Genomic DNA, 18,433 nt, shown 5'->3' with positions numbered 1-18,433 from the left:
GCTCACGCGTCCTTCTGCTTGGTGCCGAAGATCTTGTCACCGGCATCGCCCAGGCCTGGGATGATGTAGCCGTGTTCGTTCAGACGCTCATCGATGGACGCGGTGTAGATCTGCACGTCCGGGTGCGCCTTCTCGACGGCAGCGATGCCTTCGGGGGCAGCGACCAGCACCATGGCGCGGATGTCCCGGCAACCGGCTTTTTTCAGCAGGTCGATGGTGGCAACCATGGAGCTGCCGGTGGCGAGCATCGGGTCGATGATCATCGCCAGGCGCTCGTTGATTTCCGGAACGAGTTTTTCCAGGTAGGTGTGGGCCTGCAGCGTTTCTTCGTTGCGGGCCACGCCCACGGCGCTGACCTTGGCGCCCGGGATCAGGCTGAGCACGCCTTCGAGCATGCCGATACCGGCGCGCAGGATCGGCACCACGGTGATTTTCTTACCGGCGATTTTCTCGACCTGGACGGGACCGGCCCAACCAGGAATCTCGTAGCTTTCCAGGGGCAAGTCCTTGGTCGCTTCGTAAGTGAGCAACGCTCCGACTTCCTGAGCAAGCTCACGGAAGTTCTTCGTGCTAATGTCGGCGCGGCGCATAAGGCCGAGCTTGTGTCGGATCAGCGGATGGCGGATCTCGCGAGTGGGCATGGGAAAGGCTCCGGCGGCGGGCAAAAAAACCGGCCTAGATTAATCTATCCGAGGGTGTTGTCCTATAGACATCTAGTACGTTAGTCCATTAAGGCTTGCTCGGAGCGCACGAGAAGCGTACCTTCGCCCGCTTTTCTTGCCACAGCACCCCCTTGGAGAGCGCCATGTCCGCTGATCTCGAGCATATCCGTCAAATCATGCACGAGGCTGACTGCCTGTACACCGAAGCGCAAGTCGAAGAAGCGATCGCCAAGGTCGGCGCACACATCACCCGTGAAATGGCCGACACCAACCCGGTGGTCTTCTGCGTGATGAACGGTGGCCTGATCTTCGCCGGCAAATTGCTGACCCACCTGCAATTCCCGCTGGAAGCGTCCTACCTGCATGCCACCCGTTATCGCAACGAAACCAGCGGCGGCGACCTGTTCTGGAAGGCCAAGCCGGAAGTCTCGTTTATCGATCGCGACGTGCTGATCATCGATGACATCCTCGACGAAGGTCACACCCTGGGCGCGATCATCGACTTCTGCAAACACGCCGGCGCGCGCAAAGTGCACACCGCCGTGCTGATCGACAAAGACCACGACCGCAAGGCGCGCCCGGACCTGAAAGCCGATTACGTCGGCCTGCCGTGCATCGACCGCTACATCTTCGGTTACGGCATGGACTACAAAGGCTACTGGCGCAACGCCAATGGAATCTTCGCCGTCAAAGGAATGTAAGCATGGCCCGCTTTCTTGATCAGACGCTGTTTGCCGAACTGGCCGAGAAAGCGGCCGCCAGCCCTCGTGGCCGACACCACCACAACTTTCATCAAATGGAAGAGCCCTGCCATCGTCTGGCGGTGGGCCTGCAACCGGACACCTATGTGCCGCCTCATCGGCACTTGAGTGCGGACAAGGCGGAAACCTTGCTGGTGCTGCAGGGCCGTTTGGGTGTGCTGGTGTTCAGCGAAACCGGCGAGGTGCTCGCCAAGCGCGTCATGCAGGCGGGCGGTGAGTGCGCGGGTGTCGACCTGCCGCCGGGTGTGTTCCATGGCCTGGTGGTGCTGGAGCCCGACACGGTGATGTTCGAGTGCAAGGCCGGCCCTTATCGTCCGGTGGGCGAGGGCGAACTGGCCGACTGGGCACCCCGTGAAGGTGACGCTGGCGTGGCCGAGTATCAACGCTGGATGCTTGCCCAGTTCGATTGAGCTACAGTGCTGGGCCCACCTTGCCGGAGCGGCCCATGAGCCTGTTGACACGCACCTGCGCCGCCCTGGCGTTGACCCTCAGTTTGCCCCTGGCCGCGGCGCCTGCGCCGATGCACAGCCAATTCTTGCCCTCGGATGACCTGACCCTACGCGCCGAAGCGCCGGACCAGCAGCAACTGCTGCAAGTCACCGAGTACGCGGTAGTGGTGGGCAACCAGCGCCAATCCAGCCAGCAACCGATCCCGGTGACTTCGCCGCTGATGATTCGCCTCAAGGGCAAGTCCCTCAACAAGGGCGCGACGATCAGCCAAGTGGTGCTCAATTTTGATGCTGAGAGCAAAAGCCTGAAAAAGCCCGCTTACGATGACAAGAGCAAGACGCTGACCTTGTCGTACCCGGTGGCCCAGTACCGCGTGATCGTCGACTTGCTGCGCAATGACACGATGTATGTGCAGTTCCTCAGTTATACCAACGGGCATATCTGGGCGGATTTGCATACCGGAGCCGTTCGCGCGAAGTAGCCAGGCGACACAGATTCCGCTATGTGGATGCAATTGATGTGGTAGCTGGCTTGCCTGCGACAGCGTTGTCTCACTGACAGAGGGGCCAGTTGACCCGCCGCTATCGCAGGCAAGCCAGCTCCCACATAAGTGTTTGGTTGTTTTCGAAGGTGGTGTCTGGCAGGTAGACTTCAAACCCCGTGTAAATGTCTGCAGGCTGGAGTCGGTAATGCGTAAAGATAAGAAACAGGTGATTGGTGATGAGATCGGCGACGATCAGATCAAGTTGTTCCTGGACTTCGAGCCGGTCGACGCGACTTCACCGTCCCTGCACAAACTGATCAAGGCCTACCGTGGCCTGCGTATCGACGACTTCGAACGGTTCCTGGGCTTCTTCAAGGAAGCCGGCCTGGACCTCGACGGCAAGGATGAGCATGGCCAGACCTTTGTCGATCTGATCAAGGACCAGCGTAATGCCGCCGAGTACATCGAGCTGATCGATAACGCCCGCGGCTGATTATCCTAGACACACAAAAACGCCCCGCTCTCATCATGAGAGCGGGGCGTTTTTTATGGCGTCACGGCCTCAAGCGTAGCTTTCGGTCTCGGCAGCAGGTGCCACCAGCTCAAGGCTGATGTTGTTCTGCGTGTTGATCTTGCGATACAGCTCGGCATCCGTCTCCAGGACCTTTTCCCGCGCCGGGAAAATTTCCTGCAACTTGGCGGCCCATTCACCCGACGCTTTGCTTGGGAAGCACTTCTCGATCAGTTCCAGCATGATCGAAACGGTCACCGAAGCACCCGGGGACGCACCCAGCAGCGCGGCCAACGAACCATCTTTGGCCGCGACCAACTCGGTACCAAATTGCAGCACACCGCCTTTCTTCGGGTCTTTCTTGATGATCTGCACCCGTTGACCGGCCACCTCCAGGCGCCAGTCTTCGGCTTTCGCCTCAGGGTAGAAGCGGCGCAGGGATTCCAGGCGCTGCTCCATGGATTGGCGCACTTCGCTGACCAGGTACTTGGTCAGGTCCATGTTGTCGCGCGCCACGGCCAGCATCGGGCCGATGTTGCCGGCACGAATCGACAGGGGTAGGTCAAGGAACGAACCGTGCTTGAGGAACTTGGTGGTGAAACCGGCGTATGGCCCGAACAGCAGGGACTTCTTGCCATCCACCACGCGGGTGTCCAGATGCGGCACGGACATCGGTGGCGAGCCCACGGCAGCCTGGCTGTAGACCTTGGCCTGGTGGTGCTTGACCACTTCCGGGTTGTCGCAACGCAGCCACTGGCCGCTGACCGGGAAGCCGCCAAAACCTTTGCTTTCCTCGATGCCCGAGGCTTGCAGCAGCGGCAGGGCTGCGCCACCGGCGCCGAGGAACACAAACTTGGCGTCCACTTCACGGCTGTTGCCGCTGTTGACGTCCTTGATGCTCACGGTCCAGCCCGCGCCGTTGCGCTTGAGGCCGGTTACACGCTTGCTGTACTTGACCTGGGCGTCTGCCGAGCTGGTCAGGTGGCTGAGCAGTTGGTTGGTCAGCGCGCCGAAGTTGACGTCCGTGCCGTTCATCACGCGGGTGGCCGCGATTTTTTCGTCGAGCGGACGGCCCGGCATCATCAGCGGCATCCACTCGGCCATTTCGTTGCGGTCTTCGGTGTAGTGCATGTCCGAAAACGCGTGGTGCTGGCGGAGGGATTCAAAGCGCTTCTTGAGGAAGTCCACGCCTTTTTCGCCCTGCACGAAGCTCAAGTGCGGCACCGGGCTGATAAAGGACTTGGACGAGCCAAAGGTGCCCTTTTTGGTCAGGTACGCCCAGAACTGCTTCGACACCTCGAACTGGGTGTTGATGTGCACGGCTTTCTTGATGTCGATGGAGCCATCGGCAGCCTGCGGTGTGTAGTTCAGCTCACACAGGCCGGCGTGGCCGGTACCGGCGTTGTTCCACGGGTTGGAACTTTCCGCGGCACCCGAATCCATCAGCTCAACGACTTCCAGCTTGAGGCCGGGGTCGAGCTCTTTGAGCAGTACGGCCAGGGTGGCACTCATGATGCCGGCCCCTACCAGTACTACGTCGACTGCTTCGTTATGCGCCATTTAACGCGTCTCCAAAATCTGCAGCACCAAATTGACGGCATGGCTGCCAGGAGTGACGGGGCGGTTCACGTGTTGCCCCAGGTTACCCATGGCCAGGATCGCCATGTCCGATTCGCAATTCTTTGCAACTTCAGCGCACGCTTCCTGCCGGGCTAATCTGCCTATGAACGCATTCATGGGCGCCTGTGGCAATTCGACTTATGGTCAAAGCGTGCGATTCGTGCAACCAATCCGTAGCGGACAGGCTCAAGCTCCGGTTTTTGAGGCGTGCTCGGTCCTGTGTGGTTGGGCTGTTCCAGACGCTGATGGTGCTTGTACAAACGCCAAACTATTCATTTGCTCGCCACACTCTTGTGAAGTTGTGAAAACCCGTTTTTTCACGCTCTTTTGAAGACGTGAACCTCAAAAAAGGGCTGCCCCAGCCTGGCACCTGGCCCGGATACCTTGCCGACACGCGGCAAAACGGGCAAACAACTAGTGGCCGAGCGCAATGGCAGCTCTGGCAGATTCGATAAAGGCGGAGGGTTTGCAGGGAAAACAGCAAGCACGCCAGCTTCACTCGATCTGTGTGGGCGGCTCTCTGTGGGCGATTCTTGGGCTAATGCCGAGGCATTAACGATGCTGCGAGGCCCGATCAGGAGACGTCCTTATAATCGGGGGGAGATTGTAGCGAAGAACGCCAGGGAAATGGGCGTGTTTTATGACTTTTATTAGGTGTTCGGTCAGGCGGCCAACGGCTGGTGGCGGGACGACCGCGCAGGACGCGGGCTGACGCGGGCCCGGGCAGGCAATGGGTGGTGCATCCAGCTCAGGCGGATTTCATCGATTTCTACCCAGCCGTCGCCAACTGGAGGCTGGCTGCACTCTTTGAACGCCTGGCAACGCCCCTGTGCATCGAGCAGGGCGAATTGGCGAAGGGCGGTCTTGCGCGTGAACAGTGACCAGAGAAAATGCATGGCGATCAACCTCCTGAGATTGGGGCCAAGCATGCCTGCCCGGGATGACGAGCCCATGTAACGGGTGTGACATATCGGTGACATCGAACCGCGTTCCAGGCAAGGGGTCACAGGTTGTAACTGATGCTAGTTCCCGGCAGTGGCGCCCCGCTATACTGCCGGCCTGTCGGTACCTGATTTCTGGAGAGAAGAGCATGTTGCAACGCCTGTTGTTCGGTTTGATCACTGTGACCAGTTTGACCCTGGTTGGCTGCGCCAACAGCCCGCAACAACTGACCCCGGAACCGAAGATCACCACCCAGCTGGCGCCAGTGGGCCACGGCCAGCCGGTATCGGTACGGGTGGTGGATGGTCGTCCATCGCCGACGCTCGGCTCGCGCGGTGGCCTGTACCCGGAAACCGCCCTGGTGTCGGTGAACGCTCAAGACGTGCTGCCCAAGCTGCAGGCCCAGGCCGAAGCCGCCGTGCGCCTGCTGGGTTTCACCCCAAGCCCCAATGCCCCAGGCGCTCCGCAGTTGACGATCACCCTGGCTGAATTGAAGTATCAGTCGCCTAAAGACGGCCTGTACGTGACCGAAGCGTCCATCGGCGCGACCTTCAAGTCCGACGTCAGCGCCGGCACCCGTCGCTACAGTGGTCGCTATGGCGCGTCCCTGAACCAGCGTTTCGGTATGTCGCCGAACCAGGAAACCAACACGAAGCTGGTCAGCGACGTCCTGAGCGACGCCTTGACCCGTCTGTTCAAGGACCCAAGCATCGGTTCGCTGCTCAGCGCGCAATAACCGATCCGATAGAAAACCGGGCTCAGTGATGAGCCCGGTTTTTTTTCGCCTCCAGTTTCATGCGGCAGTGTCGATACAGAAATCCAGCAGGCTTACCCCCGTCAGCAGATCGGCCTCCGGCAGGTCCGCATGCTGGTGCCCGCCAAGGGCGCAATACACCAGCCAGTGGCGGTCCTGGACGTTGAACGCCAGGCCGCCGATCAGCGCCTCTTGCTCATCGCTCTGGGCGATCAGGTACAGCCGATCCTGGTTTTGCGCGTGCAGCATGACAAGCTCCTAAGCATCGAAGGGCAACAGAGTGGCTTGTTAAGGTGACGTTCAGGTGACGGTGTAAATTACTGGATACATTAACCGTCCATGGGGGAGGGAGCATGAGCGGCGCCGGAGGCCACTATCGTTCAGGTTTGTATCTGAACTGATACCAAGACACTGTTTTACCGAGGTTTGCGATGGCGCTGCCCGCACTATTGATCAATGTTGTGGCTTTATTGGTGGCCTGTCCGGGTGCGGCGCTGCTGTTTATCACCCGCCTGCGCGAACAGCGCGCAATGGCCGAGTTGACCGCGCAAAGCGAAGATAGGGCAATCGACCAACCGATGTTGTTTCTGGATGTGCGCACCGAACGGGCGCATCGTCTGGCTTACCGCATCGGGTTCGCCTGCCTGGGGCTGGCGCTGGCCTTTTCCTGGCTCAGCACCCACCTCTAAAACGCCACAACACAAATGTGGGAGCGGGCTTGCTCGCGAATGCGGTGTATCAGTCAACAATGTAGCGACTGACATTCCGCATTCGCGAGCAAGCCCGCTCCCACATTTTGATCAGTGTTTACAAAGGTATTCCGGCTTTAACTCGATATTGATTACGCACCGGGGTTGCATACTGCACCACCAGGAATGGCCGGTGCTCGGCCGGGCATTCGTTCAGGCGGCGCTCCCATTCAGCCTTGGCCTTGGCCAGTTCATCCGCCGGGAACACCTCGGCTGCCGTCGGCACCTGCAGTTGCGGGTCGGCGTCGCTCCATTGCTGGTAGGCCAGGTAGTGCACCGGGAACAACCGGTAACCGCCGAGAATCTGCCGATCCATTTCCACCGCCAGCAGCTTGGTGTCTTCGAAACGCTCGGTAATCGGCGGCGCGAAGTTGATGTGCACCCGGCCCTTGTAGCCCGTGATGCCCAAGGCGATGCTTACGTCATCCTCGCCTGGTGCCTTGCTGTAGGTGCCGGTGGTGGCGCGGATGTATAACTCGCGTGCCTTGGCGGTATCGCAGGGGTCGTACTCGTAGCTGATCGACACGGGCGTCAGGTTCAGCGACTGGATCACCTCGGCAAACGGCTCGTCCTTGCGGCTGACGTGGAACATCTTGAGGATCGCCGATTCGGTGCGGTCATCGCCATCCTTGGCGCGCCCTTCGGCCTGGGCGATCCAGATGGATTGGCAGTCGTTTCGGATCGAATGGTTGATATAGGCCGACAGCAGGTTGTAGGCCGCCATCTTCTCCTTTCGCCCGGTGATCGAGCGGTGCACGATGAAGCTCTTGTTCAGGCGCATCAGGTCGCTGACAAACGGCTTTTGCAGCAGGTTGTCGCCAATGGCGATGCGTGGCGTCGGCAGGCCGGCGTGGTAGACGGCATAGTTGACGAAGGCCGGGTCCATCACGATATCGCGGTGGTTGGCCAGGAACAGGTAGGCGGTGCCGGACTTGAGCTGCTCGACGCCCGTGTAGGTCACACCGTCCGTCGCTCGGTCAATGGTGTGGTCGACGTAATACTCGACTTTGTCCTGCAGCGTGGCCACGGTGGTGACGCCGGCGAATTCACGGCGCAATTTGCGGGCGATCATCGGCTTGAGCAGCCAGCCCAGGGCGCCGGCAAAGCGCGGGAAGCGGAAGTGGGTCAGGATGTCCAGAAAGGCCTTGTCACTGAACAGACGTGCCAGCACTGCCGGGACTTCGCTGTCATTGTAAGGTCGGATGGTATCGAATTCGCCCATCATGCTCTCTTGTTAGAAACGGCTAGGGTAAGTAAAGGAAATACCAGGGCGCGGCGCGAGTAATGGGCTCGGCCGAACGATAACCCTGTAAATAGACCGGCGATTATACGCACAAGTCACCTTGGAGGCTGCGATGCTGGAAAGCGCGACGTACGATTGTCCTTATTGTGGTGAAGTGGTCGAGACAACGGTGGATTTGTCGGGCGGTGATCAGACCTATATAGAAGACTGCCAGGTGTGTTGCCGGCCGATCATTTTCGATCTGCAGGTCCATGGTGAAGAATGGATGCTTGAAACCCGCAGCGAAAATGAATAAAGGGGGCGCCCATGCAGCGAATCTACGAACCGGAAAACCTGATGGAAGGCGAGTTGCTGCAGCAGATGCTCGCCAGCGAGGGCATCGAAGCGCACCTGGTGGGCCGCCATTTGCTGGGTGGCACCGGCGAATTGCCGATCTTCGGCCTATTGGGTCTGGAGGTGGACAACGACCGGGCCGTCGACGCCCGCGCGCTGATCACTGCCTATATTGGCGCGCAACCCTTGCCCGGCGACGAACCGGACAGCTTCCCCGACGTGCTGGTCTGTTAGGCTGTCGGTCGGTTTACCCAAGAGTCGTGTTGCCCCATGTGTGGACGTTATGCCCTGTTTCGCTGGACCCCCGCTTTTGCTGCCTTGCCGGGCTTCCCGGCTGACCAGCAGGCCCAGTGGAACATCTCCCCGAATGATTCGGTGCTGATCCAGCGCCTGAGCGACGGCCAGCGCACCCTGGCGCGCGCGCGCTGGGGGCTTACGCCATCCTGGCTCACCGACCTTTCCCGCACGCCCGCCCATGCCCGCGCCGAAACCCTGGCCGAGCAACCGATGTTTCGCGAAGCGTTCCGTCAACGCCGCTGCCTGCTGCCGGCCAATGGGTTCTACGAATGGCGCGGCACCCAGCGCAAACGCCCGTACTGGCTCACGCCGGGGGAGGGCTCCGCGTTGTTTTTTGCCGCGATCTGGGAGGCTTACCCCGTGCAGGAGCAGGTGTGGCTGAGCACGGCGGTGGTGACCCAGGCGGCGCAGGCTCAGCGCCGGCCGCTGATTCTGGATGCCGAGGGGCAGGACGCCTGGCTTGATCCCGAGACGCCGTTGCATGTGTTGCAAGGGCTGTTGGCCAGCGAGCCCACCGCGTTGCGCGAGCGGGTGTTGGCCAACATGGTCAATGATCCGAAGCTCAATGGGCCTGAGTGCCTGACCCCGGCGTGAGTCACTAAGTGTTGGGTTAGGTTGACTGGCCCCTTCGCGAGCAAGCCCGCTCCCACATTTGGATGTGTGAACACAGTCAAAATGTGGGAGCGGGCTTGCTCGCGAAGGCGGCCTCAAGCCACCGAAAATCCCTAGACTTTGAACTGATTGATCAACCGGCGCTGCTGCTCCGCCAGCTTGGTCAAGTCCGCACTGGCCGCGCTGGATTCATCCGCGCCGCCTGCTACTTCATTGGCCACTTGGCCGATGTTGATCACGTTGCGATTGATGTCCTCGGCCACCGCGCTCTGTTCTTCGGCGGCACTGGCGATCTGGGTGTTCATGTCGTTGATCACCGAGACTGCCTGAGTGATCGTTTCCAGCGCTTCGGCCGCCTTGGCCGCGTGTTGCACGCTTTCATCGGTGCGGTTCTGGCTGTCCTCCATCACCCGCACCACGTCCCGCGTGCCTTGTTGCAACTGCTGGATCATGGTCTGGATTTCTTCGGTGGCTTTTTGGGTCTTCTGCGCCAGGTTGCGCACTTCGTCAGCCACTACGGCAAAACCACGGCCTTGCTCGCCGGCACGGGCTGCCTCAATGGCTGCGTTCAGCGCCAGCAGGTTGGTCTGTTCCGCGATCCCGCGAATCGCGGTAAGGATGGCGTTGATGTTCTCGCTGTCCTTGGCCAGGGTTTGCACCACGCCCACGGCCTTGCCGATTTCCTCGGCCAACGCGCCGATGGAAGTGGAGGTGTCGCGCACAATGCGCATGCCCTGGCTCGCGGCCTGGTCGGCATGGCTGGCGGCTTGCGCGGCCTGGGTGGCGTTGCGCGCAACATCTTGCGCAGTCGCGGTCATCTCATGCACAGCGGTGGCGACCTGGTCGATTTCCACCATCTGTTTGTGCACGCCCTGGTTGGTGCGGATCGCGATGTCGGCGGTGTGCTCTGACGAATCGCTGACCTTCTGCACCGAGCTCACCACCTGAGTGATCATGCCTTGCAGCTTGATCAGGAAGGTGTTGAAACCGGCGGCAATCGCGCCCAGTTCATCGGCGCGGTCGCTGGTCAGGCGTCGCGTCAGGTCGCCTTCGCCCTGGGCGATGTCATTGAGCATGGCCACCATTTGCTTGAGCGGGCGGGCGATGCCGTGACCGACCAGCCAGATCACCAGCAGGCCGATACCGGCGATCAACAGGCCGGCGATGGTCATGCCGAAAATGTCGGTCTTGCGTTGGGCTTCCAGGTCGCTTTGCAGTTTCTGCGAGTCAGCCATCACCGCGCTGAGGGGCAGTTGCATCATCAGGGTCCAGCGTGCGTCGGTCTGGCCGATAGTGAACGGCAGGAACAACTCGATATGCCCGTGTTCCTTGTCGATGTCGTAGCGAACTTCGCCGACGCTCAGTTGGTTGAGGTTGGTCAGTTCGTTGCTGTCGAGCAGGTCGGTGGCCTTTTCACCGAGTTTGCTGGCGTCCTTGGTGTAGGCCACCAGGCGGCCGTTGCTGGAGATCAGCGCCAGCTCACCGGCACCGTTGTAGAGCTTTTGATCGGCGCTGGTGAGCATGTCCTGAATGAAGTTCACCGACAGATCGGCACCGACGATGCCCTGGAAGCTGCCGTCGATCATGATCGGTTCGATAAACGAAGCGAGCATCACCATGGCATTGCCGACCTTGTAAGGGGCAGGGTCGATGGCGCAGGCCTTTTTGTTTTCCTTGGAACACAGGTAGTACTCGCTGGCGCGCACACCGGTGGACAAAATGTTCTGGTCGTTGACGTCGGCAAGCTTATCCAGGCCCAGGCTGCCATCTGCGTTGCGGTACCACCACGGCAGGAAACGTCCGTCGGCGCCCATGCCGATAATCGGGCTGTTCACGTAGGCGGCGTCGTTGTGATCGATGGCGTTGGCCTCCCAGCCAATGTAGGCGCCGAGGATCTTCGGGTTGCGCACCACGGTTTCGTGCAGCAGGTTGATCAGTTGCTCGCGGCCGACCTGCAGGGCCGGTTCACCCTTGGCGTCTTTCATGCCGAGTAGGGCGTTGGCGGTCGCCAGGCTCTTGGCCGTCACCAGCGGCGCTTCCAATTCCCGCTGGATCAACGTGGCTTGGGTCTGCGCCAGGGCAGTGAGGCGTTGCTCGATAATCTGCTCGAACTGCACCTGGGTGCGCTCCTGCACCATCTCTTGGGTCCGTGCGCCGGCAAACAAGGCGTACAGCACCAGCACCGCGACCACGCTCAGGACAATGGCCCCGGCCAATGCCGCGACAGAAAACTGAATCGACTTGAATTTCATGAAAGCTCCGGGCACAGGGGGACGATCCGCCTTTTTGTATCGGCCACGGACGCGTTGCGCATGAGGGGTTGTCCTGCAAAATTGTTCGGGATGTCGCAAACGGAATGCCCGCCGCCGTTGCGGGTGCAGGTGGGATGTATCTGAAAATCTGCGGTTACACGTCTGGTGTATCTGGCGCCGATACAAATGTGCGCCTACGATACGCGCCATGTTTTCAGGGAGCAGGCGCATGAATATGAAAGGTATGAAGCAATCGTTGGCCGTTAGCGGGTTGGTTGCAGCGATGCTGCTGGCAGGCTGTCAGTCGGTCAACACCACCAGCGGCGGCGCCGTTGGGGTCGAGCGCAAGCAGTACATGTTCAGCATGCTGTCGAGCCAGGAAGTCGACCAGATGTATGCCCAGTCCTACCAGCAGACCCTGGGTGAAGCCAGCGGCAAGGGGCTGGTGGACAAGACCAGCGCCAACGCCAAGCGTGTGCAGGCGATTGCCAACCGCTTGATCGCCCAGGCACCGACCTTCCGCCCGGATGCGGCGCAATGGAAGTGGGAAGTGAACCTGATCAAGAGCGACGAGATGAACGCCAACTGCGGGCCTGGCGGCAAGATCTTCGTGTACAGCGCGTTGATCGACAACCTCAAGCTCACCGATGACGAACTGGCCGCTGTGATGGGCCATGAAATCGCCCACGCCTTGCGTGAACACGGGCGTGAAGCCATGTCCAAGGCCTACGGGATCGAGATGGCCAAGCAGGGTGCCGGTGCGTTGTTCGGCCTGGGCCAGGACAGCCTGGCATTGGCCGACACCGTGGCCAACTACGGCATGACCTTGCCTAACAGCCGCAGCAATGAAAACGAAGCCGACTTGATCGGCCTGGAACTGTCAGCCCGTGCGGGCTACAACCCGAACGCCGCCATTACGCTGTGGAACAAGATGGCCAAGGCCTCGGAAGGTGCGCCGCCGGAGTTCATGAGCACTCACCCGGCGTCCGACAGCCGAATCGCCTCGTTGCAGGCGGCGATTCCGAAGGTGATGCCGCTGTACCAGCAGGCAAAAAAATCCTGAGTTAACGCAGATCAATGTGGGAGCCGGGCTTGCCCGCGATGCAGGCGGCTCGGTCTCTCAGTTGCACCGGGTTGCTGCCATCGCAGGCAAGCCAGCTCTCACAGGGATCGGGTTTGCAGCCTTAGATCCAGCCGCTGCTTTGCATGGCTTTGTACACGGCCACAATCGCCAGGACGAAAAACGCAGTCGCCGCCAGTCGACGAATCAGCGTCAACGGCAGTTTCTCCGCTGCAAAATTCCCCGCCAAGACCACCGGCACGTTGGCAATCAGCATGCCCACGGTCGTCCCGATAATCACCAGCCACAGTTCCGGATACTGCGCCGCCAGCATCACCGTGGCGATCTGGGTCTTGTCACCGATTTCCGCCAGGAAGAACGCAATCAGCGTGGTCAGGAATGGCCCGAATTTGCGTGTGGTGCTGGCTTCGTCATCGTCGAGTTTATCCGGCACCAGGGTCCAGAGCGCCGTGGCGCAGAAGCTCGCGGCGAGGATCCAGTGCAACACCGCATCCGAGAAGAAACTGCCGAACCAGGCACCCACGGCACCGGCCGCCGCATGGTTGGCCAGGGTCGCGGCGACGATGCCGGCGATGATCGGCCAGGGTTTGCGAAAGCGTGCGGCAAGGATGAGCGCGAGCAGTTGCGTCTTGTCGCCGATTTCGGCCAAGGCAACGATTGCGGTAGGAACGAGTAGTGAATCCAGCATCAGGTTAGTTTCCAGGGGCGGGTCGACACGGCTATGACACGTACAGCCTTCCCGCCCCGGGTAAGGTGTGCGTGTCATAGGTCTTGTCAAACCCCGGTCCGTCTGTGCGGACTCCTGGGTCGCATACGCCATGGTCTGCTGACCAAGTATGTTGACGTATGCCGGACGAGCGTGGCGCTCGTGGGAGACTACTCCCCTAGGACGGAGCGGATTCTGCCTAGGCAAAATCCATTCGGCAAGCCTTCTTTTTCAAACACCCGTCAGCCGCGCTTGGCACGGTAGATGCGAAAACCGTTGCCTTCGGCCTTCACCGCACACACGCCCAGATGCTCTTCGATCAATGGCTGGTACTTGAGGAAGCTGTTGGCAACCAGACGAAGTTCGCCGCCTTTTGCCAGGTGTTTCGCCGCTTTTCGCAGCAAATTCTCAGTGGCGAAGTAATCGGTATGTACGCCGACATGGAACGGTGGGTTGCTCAAAATCGCGTTCAAACCCATCGGCGCGGCATCGATGCCATCACCGGTCAGCACCTCGGCTTCCAGGCCGTTGGCGGCTAGGGTCAGGCGGCTGCTGGCGGCGGCAAAGGCGTCCACATCCAGCATCGTCACGCTGTTGTGCGGGTAGCGACGTTTGACCGCAGCCCCCAGCACGCCGGCGCCACAACCAAAGTCCAGTAGATGGCCGCTTGGCAGCTTGTCCAGGTGCTCCAGCAACAGTTCGGTGCCGCGATCCAGTCGACCGTGGCTGAACACGCCCGGCAGGCTCACCACCTTCAGCGGGCCTTCGGCCAGCGGTACCTCGAAGACCTGTGCCAGGCTTTCCAGCTCGACCGCTTGCGGCGCGTTGGCCACGGTGACCTGCCACAGCTGGCAATGCCGCGCGTTGTCGAGCTTGCGTGGCTTGCCGAAGGGGATCATCTGCTTGGCGGCGCTTTCGATGCCGGATTTTTTCTCGCCGACCAGAAACAACTCGGCACCGGGCAAGCGAGAGGCCACAGCGTTGAGCAGGTAGTCGGTCAGGTCCTTGGACTTGGGCAGGAAGATCACCGCCGCCTCAAAGGCGCGCTCCGGCACGTTCACGCCAAAGTGGCTGCGCTCGGCGAAGCGTGCATCGAGCGCCGCCTGGTCGCCGGCATGCCAGCTCCAGCCGTGGGCGTTGGGCAGGCGGCCGAGCAGGTCGTCGGCAGGCAGGCCCACCAATAGCAGGTTGCCTTGAAAAAGTTCGGCCTGACGAAGCAGTACTTCACTGCGCGGATCCATGGTCTGCTCCTTGAAAAGGGGCGCAGTTTATCAACTCACAACGCGCAGCGGGGCGCCGCTGAAAAAGCCCTGGGCGTTTTCCGCCAGTTGGCCGACGATGCGTTGTCGCGCTTCGCGACTGCCCCAGGCGTTATGTGGCGTGACGATCAGGCGGGGGATATCGCCGGCCAGCAGCGGGTTGCCGTTGACCGGCGGCTCCACGCTCAGCACATCGGTGGCCGCACCGCCCAGATGACCGCTGCGCAAGGCGTCGGCCAAGGCTTGCTCGTTGATCAAGCCACCGCGTGCGGTATTGACCACAAACGCGCCGGGCTTGAGCAACGCCAGTTCACGGGCGCCGATAAAGTCGCGGGTGTGTTCGTTGAGCGGGCAGTGCAGGGTGAGCGCGTCGACTTGGGTCAACAGTTCATCCAATGGCACGCGGTCGGCGCGGGCAGGGCGCCCTGGGATCGCGCCAAGCAGCACGCGCATGCCAAAGGCCTCGGCCAGGCGTGCCACGGCGCCGCCTAACTCGCCATGGCCGAGCAGGCCGAGGGTTTTGCCTTCCAGTTCGACGATGGGGTGGTCGAGCAGGCAGAACTGTTTGGCCTCCTGCCACTTGCCGGCGTTTACATCCCGTTGGTAATCCTGCAAGCGCGTGGCCAGGTTGAGCAGCAGCATGATCGTGTGCTGCGCCACCGATGGCGTGCCATAGCCCTGGCAGTTGCTTACAGTGATGCCATGGGCGCGGGCGGCTTCGAGGTCGACGTTGTTGGTGCCGGTGGCCGAGACGAGGATCAACTTGAGTTCCGGGCAGGCCGCCAGGGTTGCGCTGTTGAGGGCGATCTTGTTACTGATCACCACCTGGGCGCCCTGCAGGCGTTCAACCAGGTTCTGCGGCGTGGTGTCCGAAAACAGCTGCAACTCGCTGAAACTGTCGCGCAGGTCGCTGAGGTCAAGGTCCCCCAGGTCCAGGGACGGGTGATCAAGGAAGACGGCGCGGCGATTGTTCGTCATCAACTGTACCTTTTGCGACAGGGTTCGAAGGCGTAATCTGCCGAGCCTATCAGATGAAATAATCAGTTACTTAATTGGAGTGAGCATGTACGCCGCCGAGTTCTTGACCGTAGCCCTGATTCACTTATTGGCGGTGGCCAGCCCTGGCCCGGATTTCGCGGTGGTGGTGCGTGAAAGTGTTACCCACGGTCGCCGCGCCGGGACCTGGACCGCACTGGGTGTGGGGTCGGCGATTTTCCTGCATGTGGGTTACTCGTTGCTCGGTATCGGCTTGATCGTGTCCCAGTCCATCGTGCTGTTCAACGCGCTCAAGTGGGCGGCGGCGGCCTACCTGTTGTACATCGGCTTCAAGGCCCTGCGCGCGCAGCCGGCCAAGCCTGCCGCCGAGGGCGAGCTGCACCGCGAAGCCGGCGAGCGGACCCCGCGCGGCGCGTTCACAGCCGGTTTCGTGACCAACGGCTTGAACCCCAAGGCCACGCTGTTTTTCCTGTCGCTGTTCACCGTGGTGATCAACCCGCACACGCCGCTGGCGATCCAGGCCGGTTACGGCGTGTACCTGGCGGTGGCGACGGCGTTGTGGTTCTGCCTGGTGGCGATGTTGTTCAGCCAGCAGCGCGTGCGCGCCGGTTTCGCGCGAATGGGGCATTGGTTTGATCGGACCATGGGCGCGGTGTTGATCGCGATTGGGGTAAAGCTGGCTTTCACCAGCATGAAATAGGCCGGATGCTGGCGCAAAGCTAGCATCCATTGGGGTCTGCAAATCATTCCTTTGGCTGATTTGGCTGAAACATAAGGTCTCTACAGTGCAGATCTTCAAGCCAAGACTGTGCAGTCATAAAAAGGGATTCGTATGTTGCAGACCCGTGTTATCCCGCCCGCCGAAGGTGCGTACCAATACCCGCTGTTGATCAAACGCCTGTTGATGTCCGGCACCCGTTACGAGAAGACCCGGGAAATCGTCTACCGCGACAAACTGCGCTACACCTACCCGACCCTGATCGAGCGGGTCGCGCGGCTGGCCAATGTGCTGACCGAGGCGGGGGTCAAGGCTGGTGACACCGTGGCGGTGATGGATTGGGACAGCCACCGTTACCTGGAGTGCATGTTCGCCATCCCGATGATCGGCGCGGTGATCCACACCATCAACGTGCGCCTGTCGCCGGAACAGATCCTGTACACCATGAACCATGCCGAGGACCGCTTCGTGCTGGTCAACAGTGAGTTCGTGGGGCTTTACCAGGCAATTGCCGGGCACCTGACCACGGTCGACAAGACTCTGCTGCTCACCGACGGTGATGCCAAGACCGCCGAGCTGCCCAACCTGGTCGGCGAGTATGAAACCCTGCTGGCGGCCGCCAGCCCGAAGTATGACTTCCAGGACTTCGACGAACACTCCGTTGCCACCACCTTCTACACCACTGGCACCACCGGTAACCCCAAGGGCGTGTATTTCACCCACCGCCAGTTGGTGCTGCACACCATCGGTGTGGCGACCATAATGGGCAGCGTCGACAGTGTGCGGCTGCTGGGCACCAACGATGTGTACATGCCGATCACGCCGATGTTCCACGTGCACGCCTGGGGGCTGCCGTACGTGGCAACCATGCTCGGCCTGAAGCAGGTCTACCCTGGCCGCTATGACCCGGAATACCTGGTGGAGCTGTGGCACAAGGAAAAGGTCACTTTTTCCCACTGCGTACCGACCATCCTGCAAATGGTACTCAATGCCAAGGCTGCTCAGGACGTGGATTTCGGTGGCTGGAAAATCGTCATCGGCGGCAGTGCGCTCAACCGTTCGCTGTATGAAGCCTCCAAGGCGCGTGGCATTCAGTTGACCGCCGCTTATGGCATGTCCGAGACCGGGCCGCTGGTGTCCTGCGCCCACCTCAACGAAGAGCTGATGGCGGGCACCGAGGATGAACGCACCACCTACCGTATCAAGGCCGGTGTGCCCGGGCCGTTGGTAGAAGCCGCAATCATCGACAGTGATGGCAACTTCCTGCCGGCCGACGGCGAGTCCCAGGGTGAGCTGGTATTGCGCGCGCCGTGGCTCAGCGAAGGCTATTTCAACGAGCCGCAAAAGGGCGCCGAGCTGTGGGAAGGCGGCTGGATGCACACCGGCGACGTCGCCACGCTGGATGCATTCGGCGTGATCGACATTCGCGACCGCATCAAGGACGTGATCAAGACCGGCGGCGAGTGGATCTCTTCCCTGGCCCTCGAAGACCTGGTCAGTCGCCACCCGGCGGTACGCGAAGTAGCGGTGGTGGGCATTGCCGACCCGCAATGGGGCGAGCGCCCGTTTGCCTTGCTGGTGGTGCGTGATGGCCATGTGATAGGGGCCCGCGAGCTCAAGGAACACCTCAAGCCGTTCGTGGAGTTGGGCCACTTGAGCAAGTGGGCGATTCCGAGCCAGATTGCCGTTGTTACGGAAATTCCCAAGACGAGTGTAGGAAAACTCGACAAAAAACGTATCCGTATCGACATCATCGAATGGCAGGCCAACAACAGTACATTCCTGTCCACCCTCTGAGCCGGTTTGCCGTGCCCGTATGGCACGGCAATGCTCTATCTCGCGCCTTCACTTGTGATTTGCCAATTTTCAGCCATCCTTGCCGCGTCGGCCTTCGCCGACGTGGCGAAAGGGTCGTGGCAGACGGGTCGGTGATGCAAATCACACTTTAGAGGGATCAAGCACTACCCCCTGCTGGCTATAGTCCCTTCCAGAGTTTTTCACGG

The 18,433-nt window shown here is 60.8% G+C and carries 21 protein-coding genes, 1 pseudogene and 1 riboswitch; of the genes and pseudogenes, 12 read left to right on the top strand and 10 right to left on the bottom strand.

Features of this window, described 5'->3' with window-relative positions; all coding sequences use genetic code 11:
* Positions 1-2 precede the first annotated feature (2 nt).
* Positions 3-641: a uracil phosphoribosyltransferase gene (upp, locus tag KHP07_RS03855; protein WP_025856322.1), complete on the bottom strand. Its 639-nt coding sequence runs from the start codon at positions 639-641 to the stop codon at positions 3-5.
* Positions 642-805: 164 nt separating this feature from the next.
* Between upp and KHP07_RS03850 the strand changes: the two genes are divergently transcribed.
* From KHP07_RS03850 to KHP07_RS03835, 4 genes are all read left to right on the top strand, one after another.
* Positions 806-1,363 carry a hypoxanthine-guanine phosphoribosyltransferase gene (locus KHP07_RS03850; RefSeq protein WP_078046900.1) on the top strand — a complete coding sequence of 186 codons (558 nt, stop codon included), beginning with the start codon at positions 806-808 and terminating at the stop codon, positions 1,361-1,363.
* Between the two features lie 2 nt (positions 1,364-1,365).
* Positions 1,366-1,833, top strand: coding sequence for a WbuC family cupin fold metalloprotein (locus KHP07_RS03845; RefSeq protein ID WP_099494057.1), 468 nt, complete (start codon positions 1,366-1,368; stop codon positions 1,831-1,833).
* Between the two features lie 35 nt (positions 1,834-1,868).
* On the top strand, positions 1,869-2,354 hold the full coding sequence (locus KHP07_RS03840) for a hypothetical protein (RefSeq protein WP_099494058.1): 486 nt from the start codon (positions 1,869-1,871) through the stop codon (positions 2,352-2,354).
* 208 nt (positions 2,355-2,562) lie between these two features.
* Positions 2,563-2,850, top strand: a complete 288-nt coding sequence (locus KHP07_RS03835) for a PA4642 family protein (RefSeq protein ID WP_003188614.1) — start codon at positions 2,563-2,565, stop codon at positions 2,848-2,850.
* Positions 2,851-2,919: 69 nt separating this feature from the next.
* Here the strand turns inward: KHP07_RS03835 and mqo are convergent, their stop codons facing one another.
* Both mqo and KHP07_RS03825 read right to left on the bottom strand, forming a co-directional pair.
* A complete protein-coding gene (gene mqo, locus KHP07_RS03830) occupies positions 2,920-4,428 on the bottom strand; it encodes a malate dehydrogenase (quinone) (RefSeq protein WP_078046903.1) in 1,509 nt (502 codons plus the stop codon).
* A 722-nt stretch (positions 4,429-5,150) separates the two neighbouring features.
* On the bottom strand, positions 5,151-5,384 hold the full coding sequence (locus tag KHP07_RS03825) for a hypothetical protein (protein ID WP_078046904.1): 234 nt from the start codon (positions 5,382-5,384) through the stop codon (positions 5,151-5,153).
* 194 nt (positions 5,385-5,578) lie between these two features.
* On the opposite strand from KHP07_RS03825, the gene KHP07_RS03820 reads away from it, so the two are divergent.
* Positions 5,579-6,166 carry a YajG family lipoprotein gene (locus KHP07_RS03820; protein WP_078046905.1) on the top strand — a complete coding sequence of 196 codons (588 nt, stop codon included), beginning with the start codon at positions 5,579-5,581 and terminating at the stop codon, positions 6,164-6,166.
* 57 nt (positions 6,167-6,223) lie between these two features.
* Here the strand turns inward: KHP07_RS03820 and KHP07_RS03815 are convergent, their stop codons facing one another.
* On the bottom strand, positions 6,224-6,433 hold the full coding sequence (locus KHP07_RS03815) for a hypothetical protein (RefSeq protein WP_058422975.1): 210 nt from the start codon (positions 6,431-6,433) through the stop codon (positions 6,224-6,226).
* A gap of 182 nt (positions 6,434-6,615) precedes the next feature.
* Between KHP07_RS03815 and KHP07_RS03810 the strand changes: the two genes are divergently transcribed.
* Positions 6,616-6,873 carry a hypothetical protein gene (locus KHP07_RS03810; protein WP_078046906.1) on the top strand — a complete coding sequence of 86 codons (258 nt, stop codon included), beginning with the start codon at positions 6,616-6,618 and terminating at the stop codon, positions 6,871-6,873.
* Between the two features lie 118 nt (positions 6,874-6,991).
* Here the strand turns inward: KHP07_RS03810 and KHP07_RS03805 are convergent, their stop codons facing one another.
* Positions 6,992-8,155: a 1-acyl-sn-glycerol-3-phosphate acyltransferase gene (locus tag KHP07_RS03805; RefSeq protein ID WP_177409476.1), complete on the bottom strand. Its 1,164-nt coding sequence runs from the start codon at positions 8,153-8,155 to the stop codon at positions 6,992-6,994.
* 133 nt (positions 8,156-8,288) lie between these two features.
* Here KHP07_RS03805 and KHP07_RS03800 point away from each other — a divergent pair, with 133 nt between their 5' ends.
* The 3 genes from KHP07_RS03800 to KHP07_RS03790 are packed head-to-tail and all read left to right on the top strand — an operon-like array spanning position 8,289 to position 9,400.
* Complete coding sequence (locus KHP07_RS03800) at positions 8,289-8,471, top strand: CPXCG motif-containing cysteine-rich protein (protein WP_012722266.1); 183 nt, start codon at positions 8,289-8,291, stop codon at positions 8,469-8,471.
* An 11-nt stretch (positions 8,472-8,482) separates the two neighbouring features.
* Positions 8,483-8,743 carry a putative signal transducing protein gene (locus tag KHP07_RS03795; protein ID WP_078046908.1) on the top strand — a complete coding sequence of 87 codons (261 nt, stop codon included), beginning with the start codon at positions 8,483-8,485 and terminating at the stop codon, positions 8,741-8,743.
* Between the two features lie 36 nt (positions 8,744-8,779).
* Positions 8,780-9,400, top strand: coding sequence for an SOS response-associated peptidase (locus KHP07_RS03790; protein ID WP_214496623.1), 621 nt, complete (start codon positions 8,780-8,782; stop codon positions 9,398-9,400).
* A gap of 131 nt (positions 9,401-9,531) precedes the next feature.
* Here KHP07_RS03790 and KHP07_RS29790 read toward each other — a convergent pair whose 3' ends face one another.
* The gene (locus tag KHP07_RS29790) at positions 9,532-10,275 is read right to left on the bottom strand and encodes a methyl-accepting chemotaxis protein (RefSeq protein ID WP_371319328.1); all 744 of its coding nucleotides are present in this window, start codon (positions 10,273-10,275) and stop codon (positions 9,532-9,534) included.
* A 114-nt stretch (positions 10,276-10,389) separates the two neighbouring features.
* A pseudogene (locus KHP07_RS29785) lies at positions 10,390-10,590 on the bottom strand (HAMP domain-containing protein); the annotation flags it as partial.
* A 1,324-nt stretch (positions 10,591-11,914) separates the two neighbouring features.
* On the opposite strand from KHP07_RS29785, the gene KHP07_RS03780 reads away from it, so the two are divergent.
* Positions 11,915-12,733, top strand: coding sequence for a M48 family metallopeptidase (locus KHP07_RS03780; RefSeq protein ID WP_078050868.1), 819 nt, complete (start codon positions 11,915-11,917; stop codon positions 12,731-12,733).
* A gap of 121 nt (positions 12,734-12,854) precedes the next feature.
* Here KHP07_RS03780 and KHP07_RS03775 read toward each other — a convergent pair whose 3' ends face one another.
* From KHP07_RS03775 to KHP07_RS03765, 3 genes are all read right to left on the bottom strand, one after another.
* Positions 12,855-13,439, bottom strand: coding sequence for a TMEM165/GDT1 family protein (locus KHP07_RS03775; RefSeq protein ID WP_025855563.1), 585 nt, complete (start codon positions 13,437-13,439; stop codon positions 12,855-12,857).
* Positions 13,440-13,527: 88 nt separating this feature from the next.
* Positions 13,528-13,649, bottom strand: a riboswitch (yybP-ykoY riboswitch).
* Between the two features lie 50 nt (positions 13,650-13,699).
* The gene (locus KHP07_RS03770; protein WP_099494062.1) at positions 13,700-14,698 is read right to left on the bottom strand and encodes a methyltransferase; all 999 of its coding nucleotides are present in this window, start codon (positions 14,696-14,698) and stop codon (positions 13,700-13,702) included.
* Between the two features lie 30 nt (positions 14,699-14,728).
* Positions 14,729-15,694, bottom strand: coding sequence for a 2-hydroxyacid dehydrogenase (locus tag KHP07_RS03765; protein ID WP_078046912.1), 966 nt, complete (start codon positions 15,692-15,694; stop codon positions 14,729-14,731).
* A gap of 85 nt (positions 15,695-15,779) precedes the next feature.
* On the opposite strand from KHP07_RS03765, the gene KHP07_RS03760 reads away from it, so the two are divergent.
* Positions 15,780-16,412 carry a LysE family translocator gene (locus tag KHP07_RS03760; RefSeq protein ID WP_010213066.1) on the top strand — a complete coding sequence of 211 codons (633 nt, stop codon included), beginning with the start codon at positions 15,780-15,782 and terminating at the stop codon, positions 16,410-16,412.
* A gap of 132 nt (positions 16,413-16,544) precedes the next feature.
* Positions 16,545-18,227, top strand: a complete 1,683-nt coding sequence (locus tag KHP07_RS03755; RefSeq protein ID WP_214496622.1) for a fatty acid--CoA ligase — start codon at positions 16,545-16,547, stop codon at positions 18,225-18,227.
* Positions 18,228-18,433: the final 206 nt, after the last annotated feature.

Source organism: Pseudomonas sp. VS40, assembly GCF_018587885.1.
GTDB lineage: Bacteria > Pseudomonadota > Gammaproteobacteria > Pseudomonadales > Pseudomonadaceae > Aquipseudomonas > Aquipseudomonas pergaminensis.
The sequence above is the reverse complement of the archived record's forward strand: the minus strand, read 5'-3'. Positions and strand labels throughout refer to the sequence as shown.

What these genes read in the sequence shown, in the direction of transcription:
- mqo (WP_078046903.1), bottom strand. Translation starts at nt 4,428, where the DNA reads ATGGCGCATAACGAAGCAGTCGACGTAGTACTGGTAGGGGCCGGCATC.
- KHP07_RS03755 (WP_214496622.1), top strand. Translation starts at nt 16,545, where the DNA reads ATGTTGCAGACCCGTGTTATCCCGCCCGCCGAAGGTGCGTACCAATAC.
- KHP07_RS03810 (WP_078046906.1), top strand. Translation starts at nt 6,616, where the DNA reads ATGGCGCTGCCCGCACTATTGATCAATGTTGTGGCTTTATTGGTGGCC.
- KHP07_RS29790 (WP_371319328.1), bottom strand. Translation starts at nt 10,275, where the DNA reads ATGGTGGAAATCGACCAGGTCGCCACCGCTGTGCATGAGATGACCGCG.
- KHP07_RS03835 (WP_003188614.1), top strand. Translation starts at nt 2,563, where the DNA reads ATGCGTAAAGATAAGAAACAGGTGATTGGTGATGAGATCGGCGACGAT.
- KHP07_RS03775 (WP_025855563.1), bottom strand. Translation starts at nt 13,439, where the DNA reads ATGCTGGATTCACTACTCGTTCCTACCGCAATCGTTGCCTTGGCCGAA.
- KHP07_RS03765 (WP_078046912.1), bottom strand. Translation starts at nt 15,694, where the DNA reads ATGACGAACAATCGCCGCGCCGTCTTCCTTGATCACCCGTCCCTGGAC.
- KHP07_RS03795 (WP_078046908.1), top strand. Translation starts at nt 8,483, where the DNA reads ATGCAGCGAATCTACGAACCGGAAAACCTGATGGAAGGCGAGTTGCTG.
- KHP07_RS03850 (WP_078046900.1), top strand. Translation starts at nt 806, where the DNA reads ATGTCCGCTGATCTCGAGCATATCCGTCAAATCATGCACGAGGCTGAC.
- upp (WP_025856322.1), bottom strand. Translation starts at nt 641, where the DNA reads ATGCCCACTCGCGAGATCCGCCATCCGCTGATCCGACACAAGCTCGGC.
- KHP07_RS03760 (WP_010213066.1), top strand. Translation starts at nt 15,780, where the DNA reads ATGTACGCCGCCGAGTTCTTGACCGTAGCCCTGATTCACTTATTGGCG.
- KHP07_RS03825 (WP_078046904.1), bottom strand. Translation starts at nt 5,384, where the DNA reads ATGCATTTTCTCTGGTCACTGTTCACGCGCAAGACCGCCCTTCGCCAA.
- KHP07_RS03845 (WP_099494057.1), top strand. Translation starts at nt 1,366, where the DNA reads ATGGCCCGCTTTCTTGATCAGACGCTGTTTGCCGAACTGGCCGAGAAA.
- KHP07_RS03820 (WP_078046905.1), top strand. Translation starts at nt 5,579, where the DNA reads ATGTTGCAACGCCTGTTGTTCGGTTTGATCACTGTGACCAGTTTGACC.
- KHP07_RS03840 (WP_099494058.1), top strand. Translation starts at nt 1,869, where the DNA reads ATGAGCCTGTTGACACGCACCTGCGCCGCCCTGGCGTTGACCCTCAGT.
- KHP07_RS03805 (WP_177409476.1), bottom strand. Translation starts at nt 8,155, where the DNA reads ATGGGCGAATTCGATACCATCCGACCTTACAATGACAGCGAAGTCCCG.
- KHP07_RS03800 (WP_012722266.1), top strand. Translation starts at nt 8,289, where the DNA reads ATGCTGGAAAGCGCGACGTACGATTGTCCTTATTGTGGTGAAGTGGTC.
- KHP07_RS03770 (WP_099494062.1), bottom strand. Translation starts at nt 14,698, where the DNA reads ATGGATCCGCGCAGTGAAGTACTGCTTCGTCAGGCCGAACTTTTTCAA.
- KHP07_RS03790 (WP_214496623.1), top strand. Translation starts at nt 8,780, where the DNA reads ATGTGTGGACGTTATGCCCTGTTTCGCTGGACCCCCGCTTTTGCTGCC.
- KHP07_RS03780 (WP_078050868.1), top strand. Translation starts at nt 11,915, where the DNA reads ATGAAGCAATCGTTGGCCGTTAGCGGGTTGGTTGCAGCGATGCTGCTG.
- KHP07_RS03815 (WP_058422975.1), bottom strand. Translation starts at nt 6,433, where the DNA reads ATGCTGCACGCGCAAAACCAGGATCGGCTGTACCTGATCGCCCAGAGC.